Genomic DNA, 23,391 nt, shown 5'->3' with positions numbered 1-23,391 from the left:
GGTTGAGTGTGTAGTGGCACACTCTTGGCTCGCAGGATGCACTATCCACATTGTGGATAGTAACGCTCAATATCCACCGCACCTTTGCGTACCTTGAAGTCCGAAAGCGGAGACAGGTGTATACCCTGTGCCCCTCTTGAAAAGCAAACCAGATCTGGTCTCTGCGGAACACTACCTGACTTAGGATTGAGGTTCCGTGAGTGGTAAACATAAACTGAGCGTTTTTCGGATTGGTTTGGCTGTTATGAAACAAGTCGACCAGCATCCAAACCATCAGTAGGTGCTGGTTGCCATGCAGCTCGTCAAGATCGCCTCACTCCCAACTGGTCAGACTGAACCGCGCATAAACCCGAAAGTCATTCCCTGAGACACCCACCGGCTCGAGGGTCTGGGCGGCGGTGATTTCAACAGCGCCCCATTTGGCAGAGACTTTTGTCCCCAGGCCAGCGGAGGTGAGTTTTTCGTGGGAACCGGGCGTCCTTGTCTCGCCGTGGTCAAGAAAGACAAAGGGTTCGATTGCGCTCTGTCGGTAGTACAGGCCAGAGTAGTGCAGCTCTGTCTGCTGACGCCAGCCTTTGTCGCCGGTTACAGCACTGTTGTTATACCCTCGAATGCTGTAAAGCCCGCCGAGAGCGAAGCCAAGACTCGACGGCAGAGTTGCTTCACTGGCCCACTGAGCCTCCCATGTGGACAGCACATAGAGTGGCGAGTCAAAGTTATAGATCAGTGTCAGGCTGGGGTTCAACAAACTCAGGTACCGCACATCATCATTCAGAATGGACTTGCTGCGGAGTCTGCTGAACAGCAGACGGCCATTGACCTGCCAATCATCGTCTAGCAGATTCAATTCCTGCCCGAACTGCAGCTGATCATTTCGATAGTTCGACAAGGGTTCATCAGCCACAGCGTTTTCCGAACGGGTACTGCTGGCAGAAAAAAGCAGGTTCAGCCAGCCATCAATGTCCGACCAGAACAGGTAACTGGCATCCAGGGTATAACGTGTCGTATCACCTGTGACATCGACATCAACTGTCGTGATCTCCAATTCACTATCGGTGTACTGGAAACTCCCTCCCAGCCTCCAGCCATCTTCGCCCACCACCCGGTTGTAGCTGGCGCTGAATGATTTCAGTCCATCAGACGTCAAGCCATAGCCTAGTAATTTGTCGCCATGGCTGAACACCGACGTTTTTTGGTAGAGCAGACTTAACTGCTCTTCTCCAGCGTTTTCAGTGCCGTGGTTATCAAAATAGAGCGACGCCCCCTCTTCCGATTCAGGAATCTGAACAACAACATCCGTCAACCCAAACGCTTGCCCGGCCTTCAGCTCAGCCTGCAACTTCTGACCGTGAACCCGGTTATAAAACAGGATATCCCGCTCCAGAGCTTTAACGTCAATGGAGTCTTTCTGCCAGTCTGTATTGATCCACTTCTGAAAATACTCGTCGTCACCCTCTTCCACTTCACCAGAAAGAGCCAGTTCACCAAAACGACCTTCCACCAGTCTGATGCTGACCAGTCCGTTCTCTATTTTCTGTTCCGGAAACACGGCGGCGGCAGTGTAAATGCCCTTGCTCTTGTAGAGTGTATTGACGGCTGCAAGAAGGGTTTGCAGATCCTGATAGTTGACCTCTTTACCCAGCCAGGGCTCTGCCAGCGACTGCAATTCCTCACGGGACAGGTGTCTGGATTCCGTAAAACGAATGCCCTGCAAAAGAAGCACTGGACCGCCAGTTTCCTGAACCGCCTCCGGTTCCGGTTCCTTCTTCAGAGCTGGCGTCTTTTTCTTCAGTTCAGGCTCTACCAAACGCTCTTTCTGCTTCTCAATCTCTCTGCTGAGGGTTCCCGAAGGGTCTGGCAGTGGTTGTGTAGCCAGAGCGACTGGTGACTGCAGCCAGAGGCTGCATAAAGCCAGCCCGGCTGCATTCAATGAGAAATGAAATTGAGTGAAAGGCCGCTTTTTGCAGGCATTATTTTTCTTGTTATACACGTCCAAGTACATCTACTCCCAGGCCTGCCCATCACTGGACAGGCCAATTACTCCTTAGAAAAATCGTCCCCACCCCCGACTGCTGCTTTCAGAGGCAGGTTTGATGTACGCATAGCGCTGTGCCTCGACTTCCGTGCTGGTGCCATCGTCATCTGCCTGAGTCACCCGGATGTCAGGCGCGTAAAAGCTGACGCCGTGCCTGCCAGTCAGGCTGAGTTGTTCAACTTCGATGCCACTTTCAGCACGAATCGAACCCCGCTCCATGGTCATTTTACGGGCAAACAGCAGATCACCTACCGCCAGCCAGGCATTACCTACCAGTTCATCAATGGACAGTGAGCCCAGAGTTGTCATATAGATATTGCCACCGGTCGTCTTCAGCAGACTGGCCTCAAGATCGGCACGAGCCAGAATGTTGATATTGCCACTCTCAGTTTCTGCTGAAAGCCACGGCAGATCAACCACCAGCGGGTGCCCGATACCTGTAGCAGCCTGAAGAACAGCCTGTCCGTTGCTGGCTGTCAGATGACTGGCATCACGCCACTTGCTGAATCTGTATTCATTGTTTCCGTAAATGCCCCCCTGTGCAGAGGTCAGAGCAAAGGCCAATCCATCAGCGTGGGATGTCAGACTGCCGAGATACTGATTACCGCGGGTATGAATGGTTACCGCGCCACTGGTTTCGATGGAACTGTCATAGCCCATTGAGAAACGGTCAGCTCCATAATGCTCAGAGGAACCTATTGTCAGTGAGGCTGCTTTAAGGTCAGTCCAGCCTGAGAGGCTAATGTCTCTCTCGGAGAACAGGCTTACAGCACCTTCAGCAATGACCGATCCACCCAGGTCAATATCCCCCCATCCTGCCCTGGCGGTGAAGTCGCCTCCTGCATTCAGCGCATGGTAATCCTGGGAAGAAGTGGTGCTGACGAAGATATCTCCAGCGGTCTCTATAACGCTGTCATAGCCTGTGGTAAAGCGATAGGCACCAACCGAATCTGCTGAGCCGACTGACAGTGAGCCTGCTTTCAATTCAGTGTATGAAGCCTGATGGATATCCCTTGCGGAATAAAGGTTCATAGCTCCTGCCACGTTTACATCACCACCGAAATTGATCCAGCCATGTGCAATGGCTTCAAAATCACCGCCAGCCGTCACATCACGATAAGACTGGTAGTTTGTGGTGTGTACGAACATGTCGCCTGCAATCTCAATACGGCTGTCGTACCCTGCGTAGAAGTTGTATGCCCCGGCCTGCTCCTGACTGCCAATGGTCAGAGAGTTGGCGCTGAGGACACTGCGGCCAGACAGGTCAATGTCACGCCCTGCCTGCAGTTGCATGTCCCCTGCAGCAATCACGGAGTCAGCAAAGTAAATCCGCCCCTGCTCAGCCACAGCATTAACACTGCCACCGACGTTTGTTGCCTGATACTGCTGATCGTGTCTGGTGTGAACCAGCAGGTCGCCATCAAGATTGATGGTGCTGCTGTGACCAACCGAGAAGTTGTAGGCTCCCACCTGACTCTCTGATCCTACGGAAAGAGAGGCTGCTGTGAGGTCATTGTGGGATGACAGGTAAATATCACGACCAGCTTCCAGGTTGATAATACCCGCCGCCGTGACTGATTCATCGAAGTGAATATTTCCATGAGCAGACCGGCCGTCAAAGTTTCCACCGATATTCAGAGTTTCATAGTCCTGGGAATAAGTGGTGTTCACAAACAGATCGCCGCCGGTTTCGATGGAGGAGCCGTGTCCAACCGTGAATCGGTAAGCCCCTTCCTGACCTTCAGTGCCGATGGCCAGTGATCCGGCCTTAAGACCTTCCCAGGCTGACAGGTAGATATCCCTTCCCGAGTGGAGGTTCACAGCACCACCTGCCGTCACAGAGTCCCGGAAATGGATAGAACCATATTCAGCCCTTGCCGTGAAATCACCGCCAACGATCAGTTCCTGATAGTCCTGGGTGTAGGTGGTGTTCACCAGCAGGTCGCCCTCTGTCTCGATGGTGCTGCCATACCCCACCGAGAAACGATAAGCTCCGGACTGATTGGCAGTTCCAACAGCGAGAGTGCCTGCAGTAATGTCTTTCCATGATGAGAGATAAACACTACGACCAGACTCAACACTCATGTCACCACCTGCTGTGACAGACTCCTTGAAGTGAACATTACCGTATTCACTGTCAACAGCGAAATCACCACCGGCGCTGACGTAGTAGAAGTCGAGCTCGTCCCGCGTAGACACAGAAATATCATCCCCGGCCGTCAGGCTGGTCCGGTAGCCGGTGTAATAGCGGTCAGTACTGAGACTGATATCCTCTCCAGCCACCAGATTTCTGCGGTATTGCTGATAAATGCGGTAGCTAGTATCAAGCTCAATACTCTCGCCGGCATTCAGATCCTGATAGAGATAAAGTTCATCGGTGCGTATCCGCAGGGAGCCGCCAATATCACCAATGGTACCGGTCAGATAGAGCCTTCCATCGGTTTCAAGCTCAAAATCACCACCCGCACTGATCTGCACACTGTCAGGCAGTGACAGCGTATTATTAATCAGTGCCATGTTGCCACCAGCATCAAGCACTGTGTTTCGTCCCAGATAGAGGCCGTCGGACTCAATCCGCAGGTCCTCACCAGAAACCAGGCTGCGACCCACTTCCAGATAGACATCTTCAGGTGTAGCCAACAGAATATGTCGACCGGCATTGATGTCCTGCTCAAGCTGGATGTTACTGTCAGTATTGACCTGGAAAGAGCCTCCGGTCTGCTGCACCTGGCCATTCAACCTGACCAGACCACTGGTCAGCAATGCCATGTCACCGCCCGCTCTCAGGCTGGTCGTGTCTGGCAGACTCATACCATTATTGCTGAGTGTCAGATTTGCCACTGCGTGCAGGTTGTTGTTGCCCTGAAGATCCAGCCTGTCAGAAGTTACACTGATACTGCGTCCAGCCAGCAGATGTTTTTCGGTGGGCAGAACGACGGTTTCGGGAACAGTAAGAACAATATCCTGACCCGCATTGAGGCTGTGCAGAATATCCAGACCTTCAGTGCCGGTAATTCGAATGGAACCAGCGCTGGAACTTACCGGGCCATTCAGAACGACCTGACTTTGAACCGTCATGTCGATGTCATTGACCGCAGAAATTTCTACATCGTCGCCCATCTCAAAAGTGTTGAGCAACACAGTGACGCCATCACCGGAATTCAAACGACTGTTGTCACCCAGCACCAGAGTGTCTGTGTCTATTGAGATGCCACCGGTTGAAGTAATGCTTTCTCCCACTGCCAGATTCACTGTGCCTGGCTCTGTAAACGCAGAGAGTCTGAGGACAACCGGACTGCCTGTTCTTATGCTGGTATGTCCGCCAGCGGTAACAGACTGATTGAACAGAATCGGTCCGGATCTACTGAAGAGGGTCAGGTTACCCCCTGCCACCAGTTCAGAAAGATCCATCAGGCCGGTCGTAGACAGCTGCATATTGCCGCCGGAGAGAATTCTGCTGTGCGCCATCTCCAGGTAAGCGGCCATAAGATCAAGGTTGCCACCGGCGCTCATATTTCTGCCTGAAGCAATCAAGACACCCTCAGCCGCCTCTATATTCATATTGCTGGAAGAGCTGATATCTCCCTGAACATTCAGACCCTTGCCCATCTTCAGAGTCATAGCGCCTGAAGAAGCACTAATAGAACCACCGGCAGTCAGATCGCCTGCGGTTTCTATCTTCACATCCGCTGCTGCCAGGGAGCCGGACAGTGTCAGGTCGCCACTGGACAGAACATCAACGGTTCCCGTAACTTTGGCAGAATCTATGGAAAGCACGGAGCCTGATTCAATATCGACATCCAGATTACCGCCTACTTCCAGAACGCCAAGCAACATAGAGCCCGGTGTGTAGAGTTTCATGTCAGCGCCGGATTTCATCAGACTGTTGTCGCCCATATCGATGAAAGCGGCATTGATGTCCATGTAGCCGCCAGCGCTAATGCTTCGGCCAGACGCCATCGTCAGCCCTTCTGCAGCAACAATATCGATATCATTGAAGGCGCTGATGTAACCCTGAACGTTCAGCCCCTTACCTACCTTCAGGGTCATGGAGCCGGCTGAAGAGCTGAGGGAGCCACCGGCAGTGAGTTCGCCTGCCGTTTCAATGGTCACGTCACTGGCTGCCAGAGAGCCGGACAGATCGAGATCACCGCTGGAAAGAATGTCGACGATACCGGCAACCGTGGCACTGCTGATAGCAAGCTCGGCACCCGACTCAATATCGATATCCAGGTCACCACCCACTTCCAGAGTACCCAGAAGCATAGAGCCCGGTGTGTAGAGCTTCATGTCAGCGCCGGATTTCATCAGGCTGTTGTCGCTCATATTAATGAAGGCGGCATTGATGTCCATATAGCCACCGGCAGTAATGCTCTTGCCGGGTGCCATGGTGACACCTTCAACGGCAACAATATTCATGTTGCTGAAGGCACTGATGTCACCCTGAACGTTCAGACCTTTGCCCATCTTCAGAGTCATGGAACCTGTAGAAGAACTGATGGAGCCGCCAGAGGTCAGCCCACCGGTTGTTTCAATAATCACATCGCTCGCAGCCAGTGAGCCGGAAAGAGTCAGGTCGCCACTGGAGAGAATGTCCACAAGTCCGGCAACTGTAGCGGAGGCAATACTCAGGGTTGAGCCGCCTTCCAGATCAATATCCAGTTTGCCGCCAACCTCCAGAGTGCTCAGCTCCTGATTACCTTTGGTGGTGATCTGAAGATCCTGGCCAGACTTTATACGACGAGTGGCATACAGTCCCTTCTGTCCATCGAGAATAATGGAGCCCTGGTCACTGGTGATGTTCGCGTTCAGGAACATATCGCCACCTGAGGTCAGCATTACATTACCTGTAGAAGTTGCTACTGAATCGCTCAGAGTCAGGTCAGCCTGAGTTTCGATGTCTACCTCACGGGCATCCAGACGAGTGGCGGTAATTGAACCCAGTTGAACATCAAAGCCGTTGGTGGCAGTCAGGTCAATCACACCATTGCGGGCTGTCAGATTAAACAGGTTCATGCTGTCTGACGCCGTCATGGTGATATTGCCGGAGCTGGTCACAGAGGCCAGAGAATCCATCGCAATCCTGTTAGCGTCAGCCAGAAGATTCCCACCCTGAGTCACAATGTCACCATTCAGGGTCAGCTGACCATTAGCCAGCAGCGTCAAAAGACCTTTGGTTGCAGTGACGTCACCGAGAGTGAGGCCGCCAGACTGAGCGTAGATATTGGCACTGCCCACCCTGACGTTCATGGCGTCCAGATCAATGCTGTCGGCATCTATATCAGCGTCATTGCCAACAGTCATTGTGTAGCCGCCACTGGTCAGTGCGCCATCCACATCCAGAGTCAGGTCAGTTGCGTCAAGATTCCCCTGCAGAGCAAGGGCTCCCACTGCACTGAGGGACAAGGTTTTTTCGATATCAACCTGCCCCAGCGTGAACAGGCTCGAGTCCTTGACGTTTAGCCAGGCATTGCCTGCGTCAGCACGGAAACTACCCGTACCCGTCATAATCAGGTTTAACGCCCCGGAGCTGCTGCCCAGATCGTGGCTGTTGACGTCGAGATTGAATGACTCAGCGGAAAGGAAGCTGTCGTTGTTGTACGACAGAAGATCATTACCGTTGGCTATGGAGAGCAGGCCACCAGCACTGATTGATCCCAGATAGAGATCTCCACCCACACCCTGAAGGTACATATCCGCTGCAGCACCCGCCTGCCTGAGCGCTCCTGTGAGGTTGAGCTTCACGGCACTGCTCTGCGAGCCAATATCCCCCCGGGTATTGGCGATAAACAGGTCACGGGCAGCTATATGGGTCAGCCCCGCCTTAGCATCAATAGCGCCATCAACAACCAGACGGATGTCGTTACCCGAAGAGACCAAACTGCCCAGAGTCAGGCCGGATTTGGACTCGACATAGATCTCTTTAGTGGCCGAGGCGTAGAGTTCGCCGGTCATGTCGATCTTGATCGGGTCAACCTGCTTGACGTTGAACGTTACATTGTCTTGGGTCACTGTCGTTGAAATATCACCGGCACCGGCAGCCAGCAGAGCCGCTTTCTGAGCATCAGTGATGGTTCCGGAACCGTCACGGCTGACACTGAAAACCAGATCATTCAGGTTTTCACCGACACTGCCGCCATTGGCGATCAGGTGAATATCGGAAGCCTTGATATTGGCCTCCCTGTTGGTCAACTGGCTGGAAGCGTCGCCATTCAGCGCGGTGGCAGAGATACTGATATCCAGCTGACTCTGCTTCCATTTCGCACCATCCACCATGCTGGTGTACCAGCTGGAGTCTTTCGCCAGAGTCAGACGGTAATCCTGATCGTAGCTACCTGTAAGCAGAGTGCCATAGTCATAACCGAAGAGCGTTCCCTTCTGTTCAATGCCAATGGCGTCTTCAGGCTTGTCATAGACATCAGCGACGGTAACCTGATCTGCGAACCACTGTTCAAGGCCTTGATAGTCGGCCTTGACCAGACTGGCCAATTCGACTTCGTCAGTGGTGTTATAACGCACTTTCAGAGCTTCAACAAAAGCCGGGTCGATGGTGAAACCGGCATCACTGTCGTCAGACAGACGCTGCTTGATCATCCAGTAGGTATGGTACTTGTGCGTGAACTGGTTTTCGTAAGACGACACAGTAACAGCACCGGCGTCGTCATCCAGCAGGTTCAGGCTGTCCCACACTGCTGCATCATAAGCCAGCTCTTCATCAGTCTTGTCCAGTCGACCAATGCCGTTGGTAATCCGACCATTACCCAGCTTGATCACCACCTCTTCGTTAGCATTGGCGCTGTAAAGCTCAAGGTCACCACTGGCCTGATTAACGGCAATATCAGTAGCAGCATTCAGCTTCACTGTGCCGGTGGTGGAAATATTGACAAACTGATAGGTGCCAGTATTGCCAATGGTTCCTACCTTACCAATGCCACCGGTGGAGCTGGTTAGATCCAGACGATCGGACTGAATAATCGTATTGCTATTCTTGGCCACAATGCCCTTGTCAACAACACCGACAATGTCGTATTTGGCTTTCAGGTGCCGAAGCTCCACATCACCATCGGCGCCAGTTACGTTGAAGTAGAGGGAACCATGGCTGGAACTCAAACCCAGCTCATCAGTAATGATCGCCAGTGCATTATCACGACTGCCAATGCTGCCCCTGGCCGCAATGGTGGTCACATCCGAGGTAATGGCAGTGGAACCCGAAGTGATCAGATCATTGAGCGTACTGATATTGGTGGTGCCGCTGGGGTTATAGACGTTACCGGTCAATTCAATAGAAGATTTTGAGGTCAGGTCTATGAAGCCATTAGCCGATCCTGTGAACTGGAAGGTAATTGCATTGTCTGCCTTCACGTAGGTGTGGGCGTCCATCCACATACGATAGGGAACATAGACCACGGGATCGACATTGGTCATGTTACTGCCGTAGTACTTGTCGTAGCTGAGACCCCACTTAACGCCCCAGACGTACTCACCGCCACGGTCATAGACCTGGGTCAGGTAATTGCTGGCTGTGCCATTGGAACAGGCTTCCGGCTTGTAGGCACAGGTGGTGTAATAGCTGGTTTCAGTGTTCCAGTTGGTTTCGTAATACCAGTCCCCCAAGGTGTTCGGGTATTTGGCGAAGTAACCATCGATAGACTTGCCATCATAAGGTGCAGAGCTGTCCCCGGGCGGGTCAAAGCTGCGCACCACTGTCGCCCCTTCACGGATATAGAACAGCTGTCCGGCCATGGGGTTGTACGTCATGGTTGAGGTGGTACCGGTGCCGCCAAGGCTCTTCACATAATTGGATTCGTCATAACTGACCGCCCAGGCGTCGGTCTCATACTGTCTGATTTTGTTACCGGGCGAGTGAACAAACCACTCACTGTAATAGCTGCCATTCTTTCTCTTGTTCAGATCGGTGATGCGGATAACGCCAGTGGCGTCGTCTCCGGCGCTGATAGTACCCAGCACCAGCTGCTTGCTGGAGTCGTTATTGATGTCAATTTGACCCAGCCCATCCTTGACGGTGATATTACCTTCTTCACCGGTTGAGGAAATTTTAGCCCTGATGGCCACATAACCGCCGCCACTGACAGGAATGTCATCTGCCCTGAGCTTGCCGGTGCCCACATCATAGATCAGGCCGATGCCAGACGTGCCATTGCCGGACGACACATCAAAGTCATAATACTTCAGGGTTTTGAGACCAGGCAGAGACGGATGTCTGACCCATAGTGCCTTGGTTTCGCCTGGCCTGATATTAACCACATCTCCGGCAGACAGTCCGGCATCACTGATATATTCGGCGATCGTCGCATCAAAGCCTGAACCCACATCCACAGACCAGGAGTTATCGGTACCGACAATGATCTTGCCGTTGATATCCAGACGCTCGGCATTAATCACCACCTTCTCACCAATGATGGAAGTACCGGTGCCGCCCAGACTGCTTTTCACCTGTGAGTATGTAGCGCTCTGCTCAAGTTTGGACTGTAAATTCTGAACAGGCTTGAACTTCCACTTGCTACCGCCACGACTGCTGCTGTTGCTCCGCATTTCAAATACCACTGCATCACTGCCGTTGTATTCTTTACTGTCGCTGAAGCCCCAGTTGAAGTAGATGTTCATCTCGTCGTAGCCGTAGCTACCGCCCTGGTAATAACTCTTCTGGTCGCCGGTATGACGGATGGCACGGCCGGTAAACCAATTATTGAAGTCGTTAATACCCGTGGCGTTGATGGCTGTGCTGTATTTGTCGTTGAGATAAAGCTGGACAAAACCTTCGGCAGAGGGTTTCCAGCCAGCGGTGTAGTTGACCAGCGCCTTGGGATCACGGCCATAGGTCTGCGGTTTGTTGGAATTTAGCAGCAGGCTGCCGTTCTCTACGTTCAGGTTGATGGCGTTGGCTTCAATGGTAGCCTGCTGGATCAGATCCCCTTCCGCCACGTCAATATTGACGCTGGATAGCAGGTTGGAAATATCACCATTAATAATGACGTCGGAGTCCAGGTAGTTAGCGCCGGTTGGGGCATGGCTGATATCAATGCCAGTCTTCGTCGTGTAATCACTGCCAGACTGCTCAAAGATATAACTGCTGCCCAGCGAGCCACCGCCAGTGACAAAGACGTTACCGCCAGTCTGATTGGTAATGCTCAGATTTTCCAGCAGCAGATGTTCATCGGTCTTGTTCTCCACCTTTATGTAGGCGTCGCCTTTAGCGGTGAAGGTTGGTTTGTTACTGCCAGCCAGTGTGATGGTGTCCGCCACCAGGTTGATATTCCCTGCTGTAGCCTGAACATCCGCCACCCTGATGGCATCGTTCGGGTTCGCAGACAGATCATTGACAATAGCCGACAGCAGTACGATTTCGGACTTCAGCTCATTGATCTCATCCTGATAAGGGTTTGTCCCGCCATCCACAATGCTCTCAGAGCCGGTGCCGGATGAGCTGCCGGTATCTTCGCCGTCTCCGTCACTCACTGTGACCCCATCGATAAGGATGCTGGAACCGTCCCAGGACTCGAGCAGGTCAACGCGATCCTGAAGATCTTTGATGTAAGCTGCCAGTTCCGCCCGACTGGAGTACTTCTCATTCATCCGGGCCGCAGTACCATAACGGTAAAGCTGCTTGTTGATGGTGCCGTCAGACTCTATCTCTACCCACTGATAGGCGTACTGACCGGCAACGACCTTACCGTTGCCATTAAAGGTCAGAACATTGCTGGTGCTGGAGTCGCTGCTGCCAAAGCTGGTTTCGGAACTGAACAACTCCAGATAGGGGTTCTTTTCAATGCCCCGGTGCGTGGAACTGACCTGCCCCTCATTGGCTTCGATAAACACATGGCTGTCTGAACCAATGTCAAAGCCATCAGCAAAGTTCACCTTGTTATTCAGGGTAATGTTGGATTTTGCCTTGTTGCCGGCCGGAATAGGAATAGCCGTCCAGTTATAGACATTGGCCAGGGCATTGCCTGTCAGCTGATTTTCCTGGAAGTAGTTACTGCCACGACCGCTGTAGATACCGACATTGCCGTAGCCATTGATGACGGCGTTCTTGCCAATATCAATCTGGTTAAGAACATCCAGGTCAACGGTACTGACGCCACCGGCAACACCGGCAGCTGCCCAGACGGTTACATTAGCCTGAGACACTGCACTGCCCCGGGAGTAGGTGCCGATACCAATCTCTCCCCTGGGGTTATAGAGTTCAGCCCCCTCACCCAGTGAGATTTTGTTGCGGGTTTTGACATCCACATCGGATTCGGCGCCAGCGCCCTGCAAGGCACCACCGATTTCCAGCTTGGACTCGTCGTAGACAAAGAAGTCCGTGTTGGCATCCAGCATAATGTTGTGGTCGTAAGTGCTGTCCATCCAGGCCAGGTCGGAAATCTTCAGCACTGCGTTTTTACCCACCACTACTTCGGCGGCGATGTTTTTCAGATCCTGGTAGGAAAGTCCTGCGGTACCGTTGGCGGCGCCACCGCCCGCTCCATGAATGGAAGAGGTAAAGCCGTTGAAGTAAGGATTCTGAATCTGGTAGGCGCTATTGAAGGCGTCAATATCAATATCCAGCGCCGAGAAGCTAACATTCTCGCCCAGATCCACCTTGGCATTGGTATCTACCTCCACCAGAGATGTTGCACCTGAACCACCAACTACCGAAACCGTGGTTGCATCGGTTCCGGCAAAGAACTCAGTCTCACTGCTGGCGGAAATATAGACACCACCGGCATCGACGGGAACAATCCTGTAGTTGCCAGACCAGTCATCAATCTCGACTGCAGCAGAATAATGGCCATTGCTGTGATCACCGGCATCCATAACCGATTCTGCTGCGCTGCCAGAGTAATATCCGCCACCGCCAGCAGTGGTAAAGCTCTGGTTCTGGTTGTAACTGGTAGCGTCCAGGGTCAGGTCGCCAGGGCGCTCCAGCGCAGCAATCGGATTCTTGCCAAACTCAACCCGGCTTGAGGTGAATGATTGAGCAACACCTGTCTGATAGCCTCCCGCCACCAGACCAACAAAGTAACCGTCGGCATCAGCAATCTGTACCCCGGTGTGACGGGCATTCACAGTGAAGTCGGAATAGGGCAGATACACACCATCACCCACTCTGGCGATGGACTGAGACTTGTTAGTGGCTCTGGCTTCACTGCCTGCAACACCAAGTAGCAAGCCACCGGAAGCAGCAAAGGCCGCGGCATAGGCGCTTTCATAACCATCAGCGCCACTGCCGGTCTCGGAGCGGACAATCACATCACCGCTGCCGTTAAATACCGTTCCGTCAGCCACTTCGGCTTCCGCTTTGGTATCGGCAATGGCATAAGCAAAGGAGCCGCCCATCGATCCTCCAGCCGCAACGGTGACACCGTAAGCGCTGGAATAGAGTTCCGATGCAGACTGGGCATTGATAATAACGACGCTGGAATCTGAGCCGGTATCTATGGTGCCGTAAACGGTGGCTTTGACATCGGAATCATCGCGGGCATAAGTGACAACACCCTGCACGCCCGCCAGCAAACCACCTGCCAGGGCGAAGCCCGTGCTTTTAACCATGCCCTGATTGAGGGCGGAAACGGTGATGTTGTTATAGCCGTCAATCAGCTTGCCTGTCTCACCCACCCAGACATCAATGTCACTGTCTTTCTCTGCATAACCCACGCTGACGCCAACCGCTCCTGCGCCAATGTTGACGTTCAGGGAACCGTCGGTAACCGAAGAAGGCTTGCCGCTGCTGACATCACCAAGACGAATATCGGTGGAGTCGGTAGCAGTAACTTCAAGGTCTCCGGTATCGTTACCCTCTGCTGAGCTGATTCCGGCCACAACCCGGTTTTCACTGCGCGCATCGGTGTAATTAATGACGACGCTGGTACCACCCAGACCGACAATAAAGCTCTTCATTTCAAGAGCGCCATCATCGCTGCTGGCATTTTCAAGGCTTGCACCGATCACCGCATTGTTAGCCTTAACATTGCTGTCCACGGTGGCAATGTTCATTTCATAGGAGCGGCTGATACCCACCACGCCAGCAATGCCGACAGAGCTGACCTGAGCCGCACCCAATCCCTGATAGCTGTGCTGCAATGTACGCCCATTGACGTTAAGAGTATCAACATCAATCTTGCCGCCACTGATCCGGGCAGCAGTAACACTTTCACCACTGAGTTTGAGAGACTTACCTGATTCTGTCGTCGTGGAAGTAGAAGGTGACTGACTTCGAGTTATGGTGACATTGTTGTCCGCTTCCAGCGTAGCGATCTCTTCATCAGACAGGTGCCTGTTATAGCTGGCAGTGTCTGTAGCCAGAACCGTGTTGGCTTCGTTTCGGCTTGGGTCAAACTCATCTTCAGCATTAGTGCCGTCTTCGGCAGTCGTGTCACCCTGGCCATAAAGAGCAAGACCGATACTGACCGCTGCCGCTGCATTAGTGGATGCTGCGCCAGCAACACTGATCAGGCTCGATTGGCGCTGGGCATTAGCGTCAATATCCAGTGTGCCCGCTTCAATGTCAGAGCCAACCACTTCACTATAAACCTGGGAACGGCCAAGCACTACATTCGCCACCGCACCCACACCTAAACTGGCACCAGCACCGATACCCGCAGCCCATTGATCGGCATCCTGAAGTTCCTGAGCTTTGACGGTAACATTAGTGGCTGCAGAGCTGCCGTCACTGCCGCGAATGTCTGTAGTGAGGTTGCTATTCTTGAGATAGCCATGAATCGCAGCACGGGTTTCGCCACGGAATTCCGTGGTATTAATCATGGCTGCGACACCATAGCCGCCACCCAGCCCAGCACCAAAGACGTAACTTTTCGCACTGGAAACCCGGTCAGCATCCACAGTCACCGTATCTGAGTTCACTGCGGTGGTCAGGGTATCGCCGTTATCGTCCAGATCATTGCCAATGATGGCTTTTGAATCACCACCAACAATATTAACCGCCAGCCCAACACCGACGCCAACTGTGGTACCGATACCGGCTGCACCAGCAGCAACATTCGCCTCCTGACGTCTGTCGGAAACAACCACTACCTCTCTGGCATTGGTTGTGCCACCGCGCAACCAGGCACGGGTATTACCTGCCTGTTCAGTAATAACCACTGAAGCGGCACCACCAAGGCCACCGGTTGTGCCTAAACCGGCCGCTACACCCGCTGAAACAGCCTGAGCCAGTTTTGAGGTATTGGCGTCAATGGTTACTTTGTCCGCATTGACCGTACTGTTTTCAATGGTGGCTTCACTGGAACGCTTCTGGGCATTGGTGGCAAATCCACCGACACCCGCGCCTGCCGCTTCACCACCGCCGGAGACGGCAACACCTGCAGAAACAGCCAGTCCCGCTTCGTGGGCATTGGCGCGAACGTAGACATCGGCGCCATCTTCACCGGAAACGCCGGTGTTTATGGTGGCATCCTTGATGTAAGCCTTAGTAGCGTTATAAGTACCGTTGGTAGCAACGTTGGCATTGATAGCGACGGTCTTGCCCCCAGCACCACCTACGGTTATCGCACGCTGCTTGGTTCTGGACGTTGCGTTAACAACAAGACCGTTGACGGATTCTTTGGTGCGCTCCACAGAAAGCGTGTTAAAGCCGGAAGTCAGGTCACCCATGGAAACAGCGTCCGGATTGGAACTGTCACCGGCAGTAGAAAGGTCCGGCAGATCGCCATAGCCCTTGAGGTCACCGGTATCCACTTGCATAGTGCTGCCCTTGCCTCTGGCAATCACGACTGCATCGTCAATGTAAGCTTCTGTCTTGCCGTATTCCATTGCCGTAGAGATGGCAACAGCACCAGCGCCGGCATCGACACCAATTCCGACAGCACCACTGCCGACCAGATTGACGCTCAGTGCATCCGCATTGACCAGTACGTTGTTCCAGACGTCTATTCTGGCATCGTCGGCGATTCTTGCTGTCACATTGCCGTCTATAACACCGGTTCCCACGGAGCCAGCCAGAGATACCTGTTTGGAGGCTGCTACGCCAGCGTCGATAGTCAACAGCCAGTTACGGCGAAAAGCGTCAACAATAACGTTCTGCGCCTTGAGCGTTGTACTGTCGGGGTTGCCTTTGTTACCCAGCACTTCTGCCGTAACATCCGAATCCACCCGGTTGGTAGCAATGGCGACACCACCAGCAGAACCATTGCCGGAACCGGCACCCATCCAGGCAGTGGCAACGCTATCGCTGTAATCCTGCCCCTGGACAATGACATCGCCGCCACTGGTTGAAGATGCTGCGCTGGAACGGTTAGTGGCGGTATCTTTAATGCCCGCCTCGATGGATTGATCGACATTATTGGTGGAAATGGCACCGGCAAAACCAATACCACTCTGCCCAAGATTAGCCCCTATAGCGATGGCGTTACCCACCAGCAGATTATGATTATTGGAGGTTCCGCTGAGCGCCCTGACGGTAAGATCCTCATCCACCTTCAGGCTGGTATTGCTGATCCTGGCTTTTGTGGAATGCTCGTCAGTACCTACAAGATTCAGGGCTACCGCAAGACCTCCGGCAGTAGCTCCACCCTGACCACTCGCCACCGCTACTGAACCAGCAACGTTAATCAGATCCATGTCATTCTGTGCAATAACAGACAAGTCACTGGCATTGATGGTCCCCTTATCGGAACCGTTCCAGTCGCCAATTTCAGCCAACACCTGATTGTTCAGACGGTTAACCGCTACAGAACCGACACCTGAGAAGCCACCTGTGCCCACACCCACACCGATTGCAACGCTGTAGAGCAGGGAGTTATCGCGAGCATTGACGTTAACCGCCGCCCCGGTGCCTGATTTGTTAATGTTAACGTCTTCCATGCGGGCTTTGGTTTCACTTTTTACATCCGCATGGGCGTAAGAGATACCAAGGTTCTTCTTACCCACCTGCACAGCACCGGCCACAGCAATAATGCGTTTGCCTTCTGAGGAGTAGCTGTAAGTTGAGCCGCTGCCGTCTTCACTGGTGTGGACGTTGGTATTGTCCATGGCTTCAGCGCCGCTGAAGTCGAAGTCCTTGTTGGTGTTGCTGGAGCCGAGGTCACTGAGAATCTTGTCCAGATCGCCGTCTTTCTCACCACTGGCATTGAGATTAACGACACCCGCCCCAGTGATGCTGGTACCTTTCACCAGTGCCTTGGTATCCGCACCAATGGAACCTATGGCAAAGCTGCCCTGGAAGCCCAGAGAGTCTTCCTGATTGTTGTTATAACCGATACCTGCGGCACCAATACCGATCCGGTTCAGGCTCCGGGCGCTGATGTCCACACGGTCAAAGTTATTGAGGTAAGAGCGGTTTGAGCCACTGAAATCGACGATGGCTTCTGTTGCTGCGCCATCATAAACGTCCTCATCATAGGCAGTACTGAGAACATTATTGCCATCAGGGTTGGCGTCTCCCGGAATAGCAGAAGGATCATTAATCTCGGCAAAAGTAATGGCCAGCCCAGCGCCCTGTTTACCGCCGCCATAGAGGGTACCCCCCCCTACGCCCACATAGCTGTTGTTGTAGGCAGAGACTTCAAGATCGTTATTCGCCCCTTGATTTGAACTGACGGAGGAGCCTTCAATCCTTGCTGATGTACCGTCGTATATCTGGGCGCCGGAGATGGACAACGCACCATTACGTGTCTGACCAGACGAAGAGTCCGGTCTGGTAACCGAAAGAGCCAGGGCAACCGAAGTCAGTTCACCGCCGTGCAATGCCTGGACATTCACATCATCGGCATAAGTAATAACAGAGTCTTTAATCCAGGCCAGGGCATCGTTAAAACTGATCTGGTAGGAAATAGCCCCGGCGATGGTATCCTGGTTGGTGGGTGAATTGGCCCCCAACATGGACAGCGCCGCTGAACCTGTAGCGGACGCCGAAATCACTTTTTCCAAAGCCTGAACATCAACATCCACATCGTTGTAGCTGTTACCGTTCTGATGACCACTGATAGAAGCGCCATCAATAATGGCTTTGGCATCTATATTATTGACGGAGACAGTAAAGCTGCCCGCTCCTGTCAGGCCCAGCTGATCCTTGGAGACTTCCGCTGAACTTTTGCCAGAACCTGAGCCACTGTCGTCGTTCTTGCCGCTTTCTGAAGATTTGCCTATCGATGAATCGCTGCTACTCCCGGTAGCGCCGGTGTAATTTGCTGCCAGCTTGGAAGACAGGCCGTTGTACCAGTTCTCGAATTTGGCGCCAATGCCAGGCTCATCACTGGGCTCTGTGGTTAATGCTCCGGCAACCGCCAGAGAACCGTTAGTCCCTGTTGCACGACCACGAACGGTTACCGAGTTAACAACTATACCTTTTGTTGGATCAGGTGCAGTGGGTGAACTTGGGGCAGGTTTATCGGTCTCGTTGTTATCCTTATCCTGGAACTTGACCTTATTATATTCTTTCGAGTTATCGCCAATAAAAGCCTTTGTATCGCCCTGGGAAACGTTCGCCGCTATAGCGATGCCAACCGCTGACTGGTCTGACCAGCTGAACGCGCCGGCCGCTGCCCAGTTGCCAAATTCATGGTCAGCAATAACAACCAATTTATCAGCGCTGAGCTGAGCCTGGTTGTGCAGGGAAGCATGAGTCAACATTTCCGAATTGAGAAAACCGAGTACTCCGCTGAAGCCAATACCGCTGGACTGTCCTGAGGAAGGCGTCACCAGGAAGTGACGCTCATCCGTTTCAGCGTAAACACCCACATTGCCTGCAGCGTTGACCGTGGCCTTGCCTATACCTGCCACAGCTGAACCGGACTGCTGGATGTAGGAAATGGAGCCGCCAACCGACTTGCCTTTTTCATTGGTGCCGGTGGCGTTCGGTATCAGGCCCAAGCTACCGAGGTTACCCGCGACAGTGGCGGTCTCCATCAGGTTATAGGCTTCGACTGCTACCGAGTCACCAAATGAAAAGCTATAGGTGACGTCTTTAAAAACCTTGCTATTGCTGAGGATTCCGGGAACTTCACTGTTGGCCTTCAGTTCTCTGCTGCCGCTCCAGTTGCCTGTGCCGGTTGTCGTAATTTTGGCCTTATCCCCTATCCAGGCCTTAGTATCCATATCGTTCCATAGGACATTAAAGCTGCCGCCATAGGCTTCCTTGTCAGCGGCAGCACCGGCGTTGGCGAAGCCGGTCAGGATATTGTTTTGTAACCCGCCGACACCGTTAAATTTACCAACGACATCAGAAAAGGTGTCCCACTTGTCATAGGTGGAGACGATAGGCATGTGCTGTGCAGCGATGACACCGAGATTGGCCGCATTGATCTGTACCGACTGACCCACTTCCGCTACTGCGTCACTGTCGTTGATTGCGAGGTTGAGCGCCAACGCCAGGCTTTTGTCCGACGCCGGAGTCTGGCTGCTACCACTGGAATCCTGTTTGGGAGCGGATACAGCCGATTCTGCCGACGTTCTGTAGCCACCCTGGTCGCCTCCCAGTGCGCCATTGTTATTACCACCTGCAACGGCCTGATTATCACTGCCCAGATCAGTCTGACTGGCGACCAGAATATTGCCGGTCGAAATGATGTGTGGCGCATCCGTCTGCCCTGATACATTAGTGCCTAGGAAACTGTAAGCATCGTGATCCGAAAGGTTGAGGGAAAAAGCCAGACCGCCTTTGAAGCTGACCTTGCCAGTCTCATCCGTGGGTGCAGAGTGCCCTATAGGTAGGTATTTGGTGGTGAAGTTGTGGACACCATTCTGCAATGCAGAGATCCCGCTGATGGCTTTGGAGCCGATAGTGCGCATGAACAGATTACTGCCCACTGTCACACCGGAGTGAACCCTCTGGTTCAAAGTCCGGTCCAGGGCTGTGATGGTGACATTTCCCGTCTTATCCTGATCGGTTCCCAGGCTGCTACCCATCTCGGCTGTGGCATTGGTATCAAAATCACCCACGGCAACCGCAAGACCATAGCGGGTAGCTTTCAGACCATAGGCAGAAGCAGAGATATGGTAGTAATTCTGGTTCTCCGCGGCGACCACCAGATTGTTAGCGTCCAAAGTAACGCCGCTGTCAATCTTGGCAGTAGCGTCTACATCGGATTCCCCCACTGCAGCAGCGATCACCACCTTATTGGCATCTTCAGCGATCAAGTTGAATGCGGTGGCGGCTACATAGGATTCGTTGTGGGCAGAAACGTCCAGGTTGCCTCCCGCCTGAATCGTGGCTCCCGACTTCACATGGGTCGTACTGGTGGCGTCACTGGTAGCGTAAACTGCCGCCAGCGCTCCTGGCAAAGCATTGCCCAGGGTAATGGCGGAAGCGTCGGAGACAGCATGGGATTCCGAAGCCAGAGAAACATTACCACTGGCGTTTATATTGGCGCCGCTGTTGACGTTAACCGTTGCTTCTGCATCGGCGTCCATCAGATAGAATGATGCACCGGCAAGAGCTCCGCCCACTACGGAGCCCATGGCCACGCCGGGTTCCTCTTTGATGCTGCTGGCAGCTTTTGATATGGCGCTGGCGGTCAGACTTCCGGCATAGACCTGGCCGCTGAAATCAATATTGGTCGTGGCGCTGGCGGAAGCCAGACTGACATCCTGACTGGCTGATGCCGTGAGTGTTACGTCACCCCGGGCAGTGTCGCCTGAGTTTCGAGTATCGAGGACACTGCCGCTGTTCAGGTCAATATCTTTGGAGTCAATGCTGATGCCCGATTCTGCAGCCAGAGTGCCACTGATACTGGCCTGAGAAGCTGCAGTAACGGTTACACTGCCCTCAGCATCCAGAGAGCTGCCGGAATTCATCTGAACCTTGTCACCGGTGACGATCACCGATCCGTCAGAGAGAACACTGCCAATCAGGTTAATTCCGGAATCGTTGCTTTCCGGAGAAGCCACTGAACCACTCTGTAAAAGTACACGGTTACTACCGCCATTGAGAGTCAATGCCGACGAGGTATTGCCGTCAGCCTGAAACTGAATATTCCCGGAAGAGGCCAGACTGGCGCCATCTCTTGCATCCAGAGTTGAACCCGAGTTGACGGAGATTTTGCTGGCCGTGATGGTAAACCCACCATCGGCATAAAGATCACCGGAAAGGTTAATGGCACCGTCTGCACTGCTGGAAGCCTTGAGAACAATAGTGCCGCCATCGACCTTTAATTCGTTCGGAATAGTCAGGTCATCGACGTTAACCGCCGTGTAATCATTGTTCTGTCCATAGTTGCTGACACCGCTGGCAGCCGCTGCATTGCCGGCAATGATGATAGCCTTTTCGTCGACATCAATGGTGTTGGCGAAGATGTCCACGCCTGAAGCTGTGTTGATCTTACCCTGGATTCTAACCAGACCAGTGGAAGAGACACTGAAACTGTTACTGAGGAGATCACTGACCTCACTGTCCACCGGCTCGCCACCCGACAGTAGAGCAGTGATATCGCTGCTATCTGGTGTTTTTATAGAAAGCTTGCCGACATTGACGACACCCGTCTCACCCACGATAAAACCGGCTGAGCTGGCGAATACTACATTGCCCCCCAGGGAGCCGTTCTTGTAGCTGTTCAGAATACCGTGCACTTCCGGCGCATCAGAGCCCCTGACGATATTGACCAGATTACTAGCATCGGCAGGCACTTCGAGGTTGGCGGTATGAGAGGTACCGACCACAAACTTGTCAAAGACGTTAATAGCAGAAGCATTGGAGCGCTTTCCGGAAGTGATGGTATGGACATTACCGGCACTGGACACCGAGGTAATTCCATCAACAGCACGAATGTCGTTATCCACTGCCAGTGCCGGCGCAGAAAACAGAGCACCGGTCACTACCGGCCAGGGAACCTTGTTAAATTTCGCCCTGTTAGCCAGGCCAATAGAGGTCGACAACAGCGAGCGATTAAAGCATGTCATAGAATCCCTTTCCTTTTTCTTTTTAGCCCTGACGCTTGTCCTTCTGGCGCCCCAGACGAAGAACAGGGGGCAAGCCCCCGTCTGTTTTAACTCTTGATGATGGCAGTAGTGTTATTGCTGCTTTCTCAGCAACCGCCTGAGAGCACCCAGAGAATGCAGGTGCGCATAACTCCAGGCCAGCCAACCAGCCTTGAACCAGTCGTTTATTTTTTCTTCCTGCAATTCGGCCAGCTTTTTCTCATCAATGACGTACAGCCCTTCCAGCCTCAGAGGATTATCCTTATCGGCCATGACCTGAAGATTAAAGGGCGAGAACAACTCCAGCTCACTGCATTCATCACAATAGGCTCGTGTGTTTTTGTACTGCTGGTCATAGTTGTTCAAAAACTGGATGATGTTGTTCAGGGTTTCAGAGTTCTCGCCTTCATCATTAAAGAGTGCCTCGCCCTCTTCACCGCCAATTTGAGCGGATTCCTTGTCAAAACACACCGTTCCCTCATCGGTGAGAGCAAAAGGGTAACGTCTGACAAAGGCCGGAACATAACTGTCCTCCCAGCGCCCTTCGCCATCGAGCTGTTTATGGCCAGCATCCATGAGTGAGAGCAGCGCCAGAGGAAAAAAACGCCCTTCATCATCCTTACTGAAAAGTACAGGCATATCACGACTGGCTTCAAAAAACTCAATGCCGGTCAGTGGTACAGAATTTACGCTATCCGTAAATGAATAGTCACCGGAAGATTGATATCTGAGTGCCTTGTGAAGATCACGGTTGAGTGGTGCAGGGTCTTTATAGAAAAGTAATGCTGCCATGCTTGAAATCCATTCTCGTATAATTCTTGTTTAATCTCTTTGGCAAGAGCATTGTCGCACAGTTCACGCGCTCTACTCAAACCAAAATACTGACACAAGGTCGAAAATACGACTGCAATTCCGATAAAGACGATGAAAGCTGGATGGGATCAATAATCGCAATAAACAGCTTGCTATCGCAAAAATCATAACAAACTAAGTGTCCACAGCCGACGAACACAGCGAGACACGCGTTGATAATAAGAAATCAAACCTGAATTAATCTGGCTGCTTCGGGCTCGAGTCACGGGATCTACTGCTACAACGGCAAGAATTGGAAACAGGGGAAAAATAGCTAAACTTGAGGATTAGTTAAATATATGGATGCCCTATTTATTTCGGAACTTTTTTGCTCAATCAGTTACTCGGATTCAGGACAGGCTTCATGAAAACATCTGGCAGATTATTCCCGCTACTTTCATGCTTATTTTTCATGTGTTCTGTCGCCCATTCAGTGGCACTGAAAAAAGAACAATTTGACTTTTTGAGTCACTACAATAATGCATCGCTGGTTGAAAGCAGTCTGAAACTCACTGGCAGCACTAACGGACTGGCAGTTTCCACTTTGTTAAATTATGGATTCTGGTACACCATCTGCCAATCACCCAATTTGGTATCTGCCCTTGCGGGTAGGTTTGGTCTCTCCACCACTG

The 23,391-nt window shown here is 52.6% G+C and carries 3 protein-coding genes; all 3 read right to left on the bottom strand.

The features are described from left to right. Positions 1-313 precede the first annotated feature (313 nt). The 3 genes from KBW69_RS10095 to KBW69_RS10085 all read right to left on the bottom strand — a co-directional run bounded on the left by KBW69_RS10095 (position 314) and on the right by KBW69_RS10085 (position 22,699). Complete coding sequence (locus KBW69_RS10095) at positions 314-1,990, bottom strand: ShlB/FhaC/HecB family hemolysin secretion/activation protein (protein ID WP_257280836.1); 1,677 nt, start codon at positions 1,988-1,990, stop codon at positions 314-316. A 54-nt stretch (positions 1,991-2,044) separates the two neighbouring features. After that, a complete protein-coding gene (locus KBW69_RS10090) occupies positions 2,045-21,889 on the bottom strand; it encodes a leukotoxin LktA family filamentous adhesin (RefSeq protein WP_257280788.1) in 19,845 nt (6,614 codons plus the stop codon). 111 nt (positions 21,890-22,000) lie between these two features. After that, a complete protein-coding gene (locus KBW69_RS10085; RefSeq protein ID WP_257280787.1) occupies positions 22,001-22,699 on the bottom strand; it encodes a SapC family protein in 699 nt (232 codons plus the stop codon). Positions 22,700-23,391 lie beyond the last annotated feature (692 nt).

This window comes from Endozoicomonas sp. ISHI1, from assembly GCF_024606225.1.
Taxonomy (GTDB): Bacteria; Pseudomonadota; Gammaproteobacteria; order Pseudomonadales; family Endozoicomonadaceae; genus Endozoicomonas_A.
Note: the sequence above shows the minus strand (reverse complement) of the source record. Positions and strands in the feature narration are given on the sequence as shown.

Bases quoted from the DNA above. Each gene is read 5' to 3' on its own strand.
- KBW69_RS10085 (WP_257280787.1), bottom strand. From the start codon at position 22,699: ATGGCAGCATTACTTTTCTATAAAGACCCTGCACCACTCAACCGTGAT.
- KBW69_RS10090 (WP_257280788.1), bottom strand. From the start codon at position 21,889: ATGACATGCTTTAATCGCTCGCTGTTGTCGACCTCTATTGGCCTGGCT.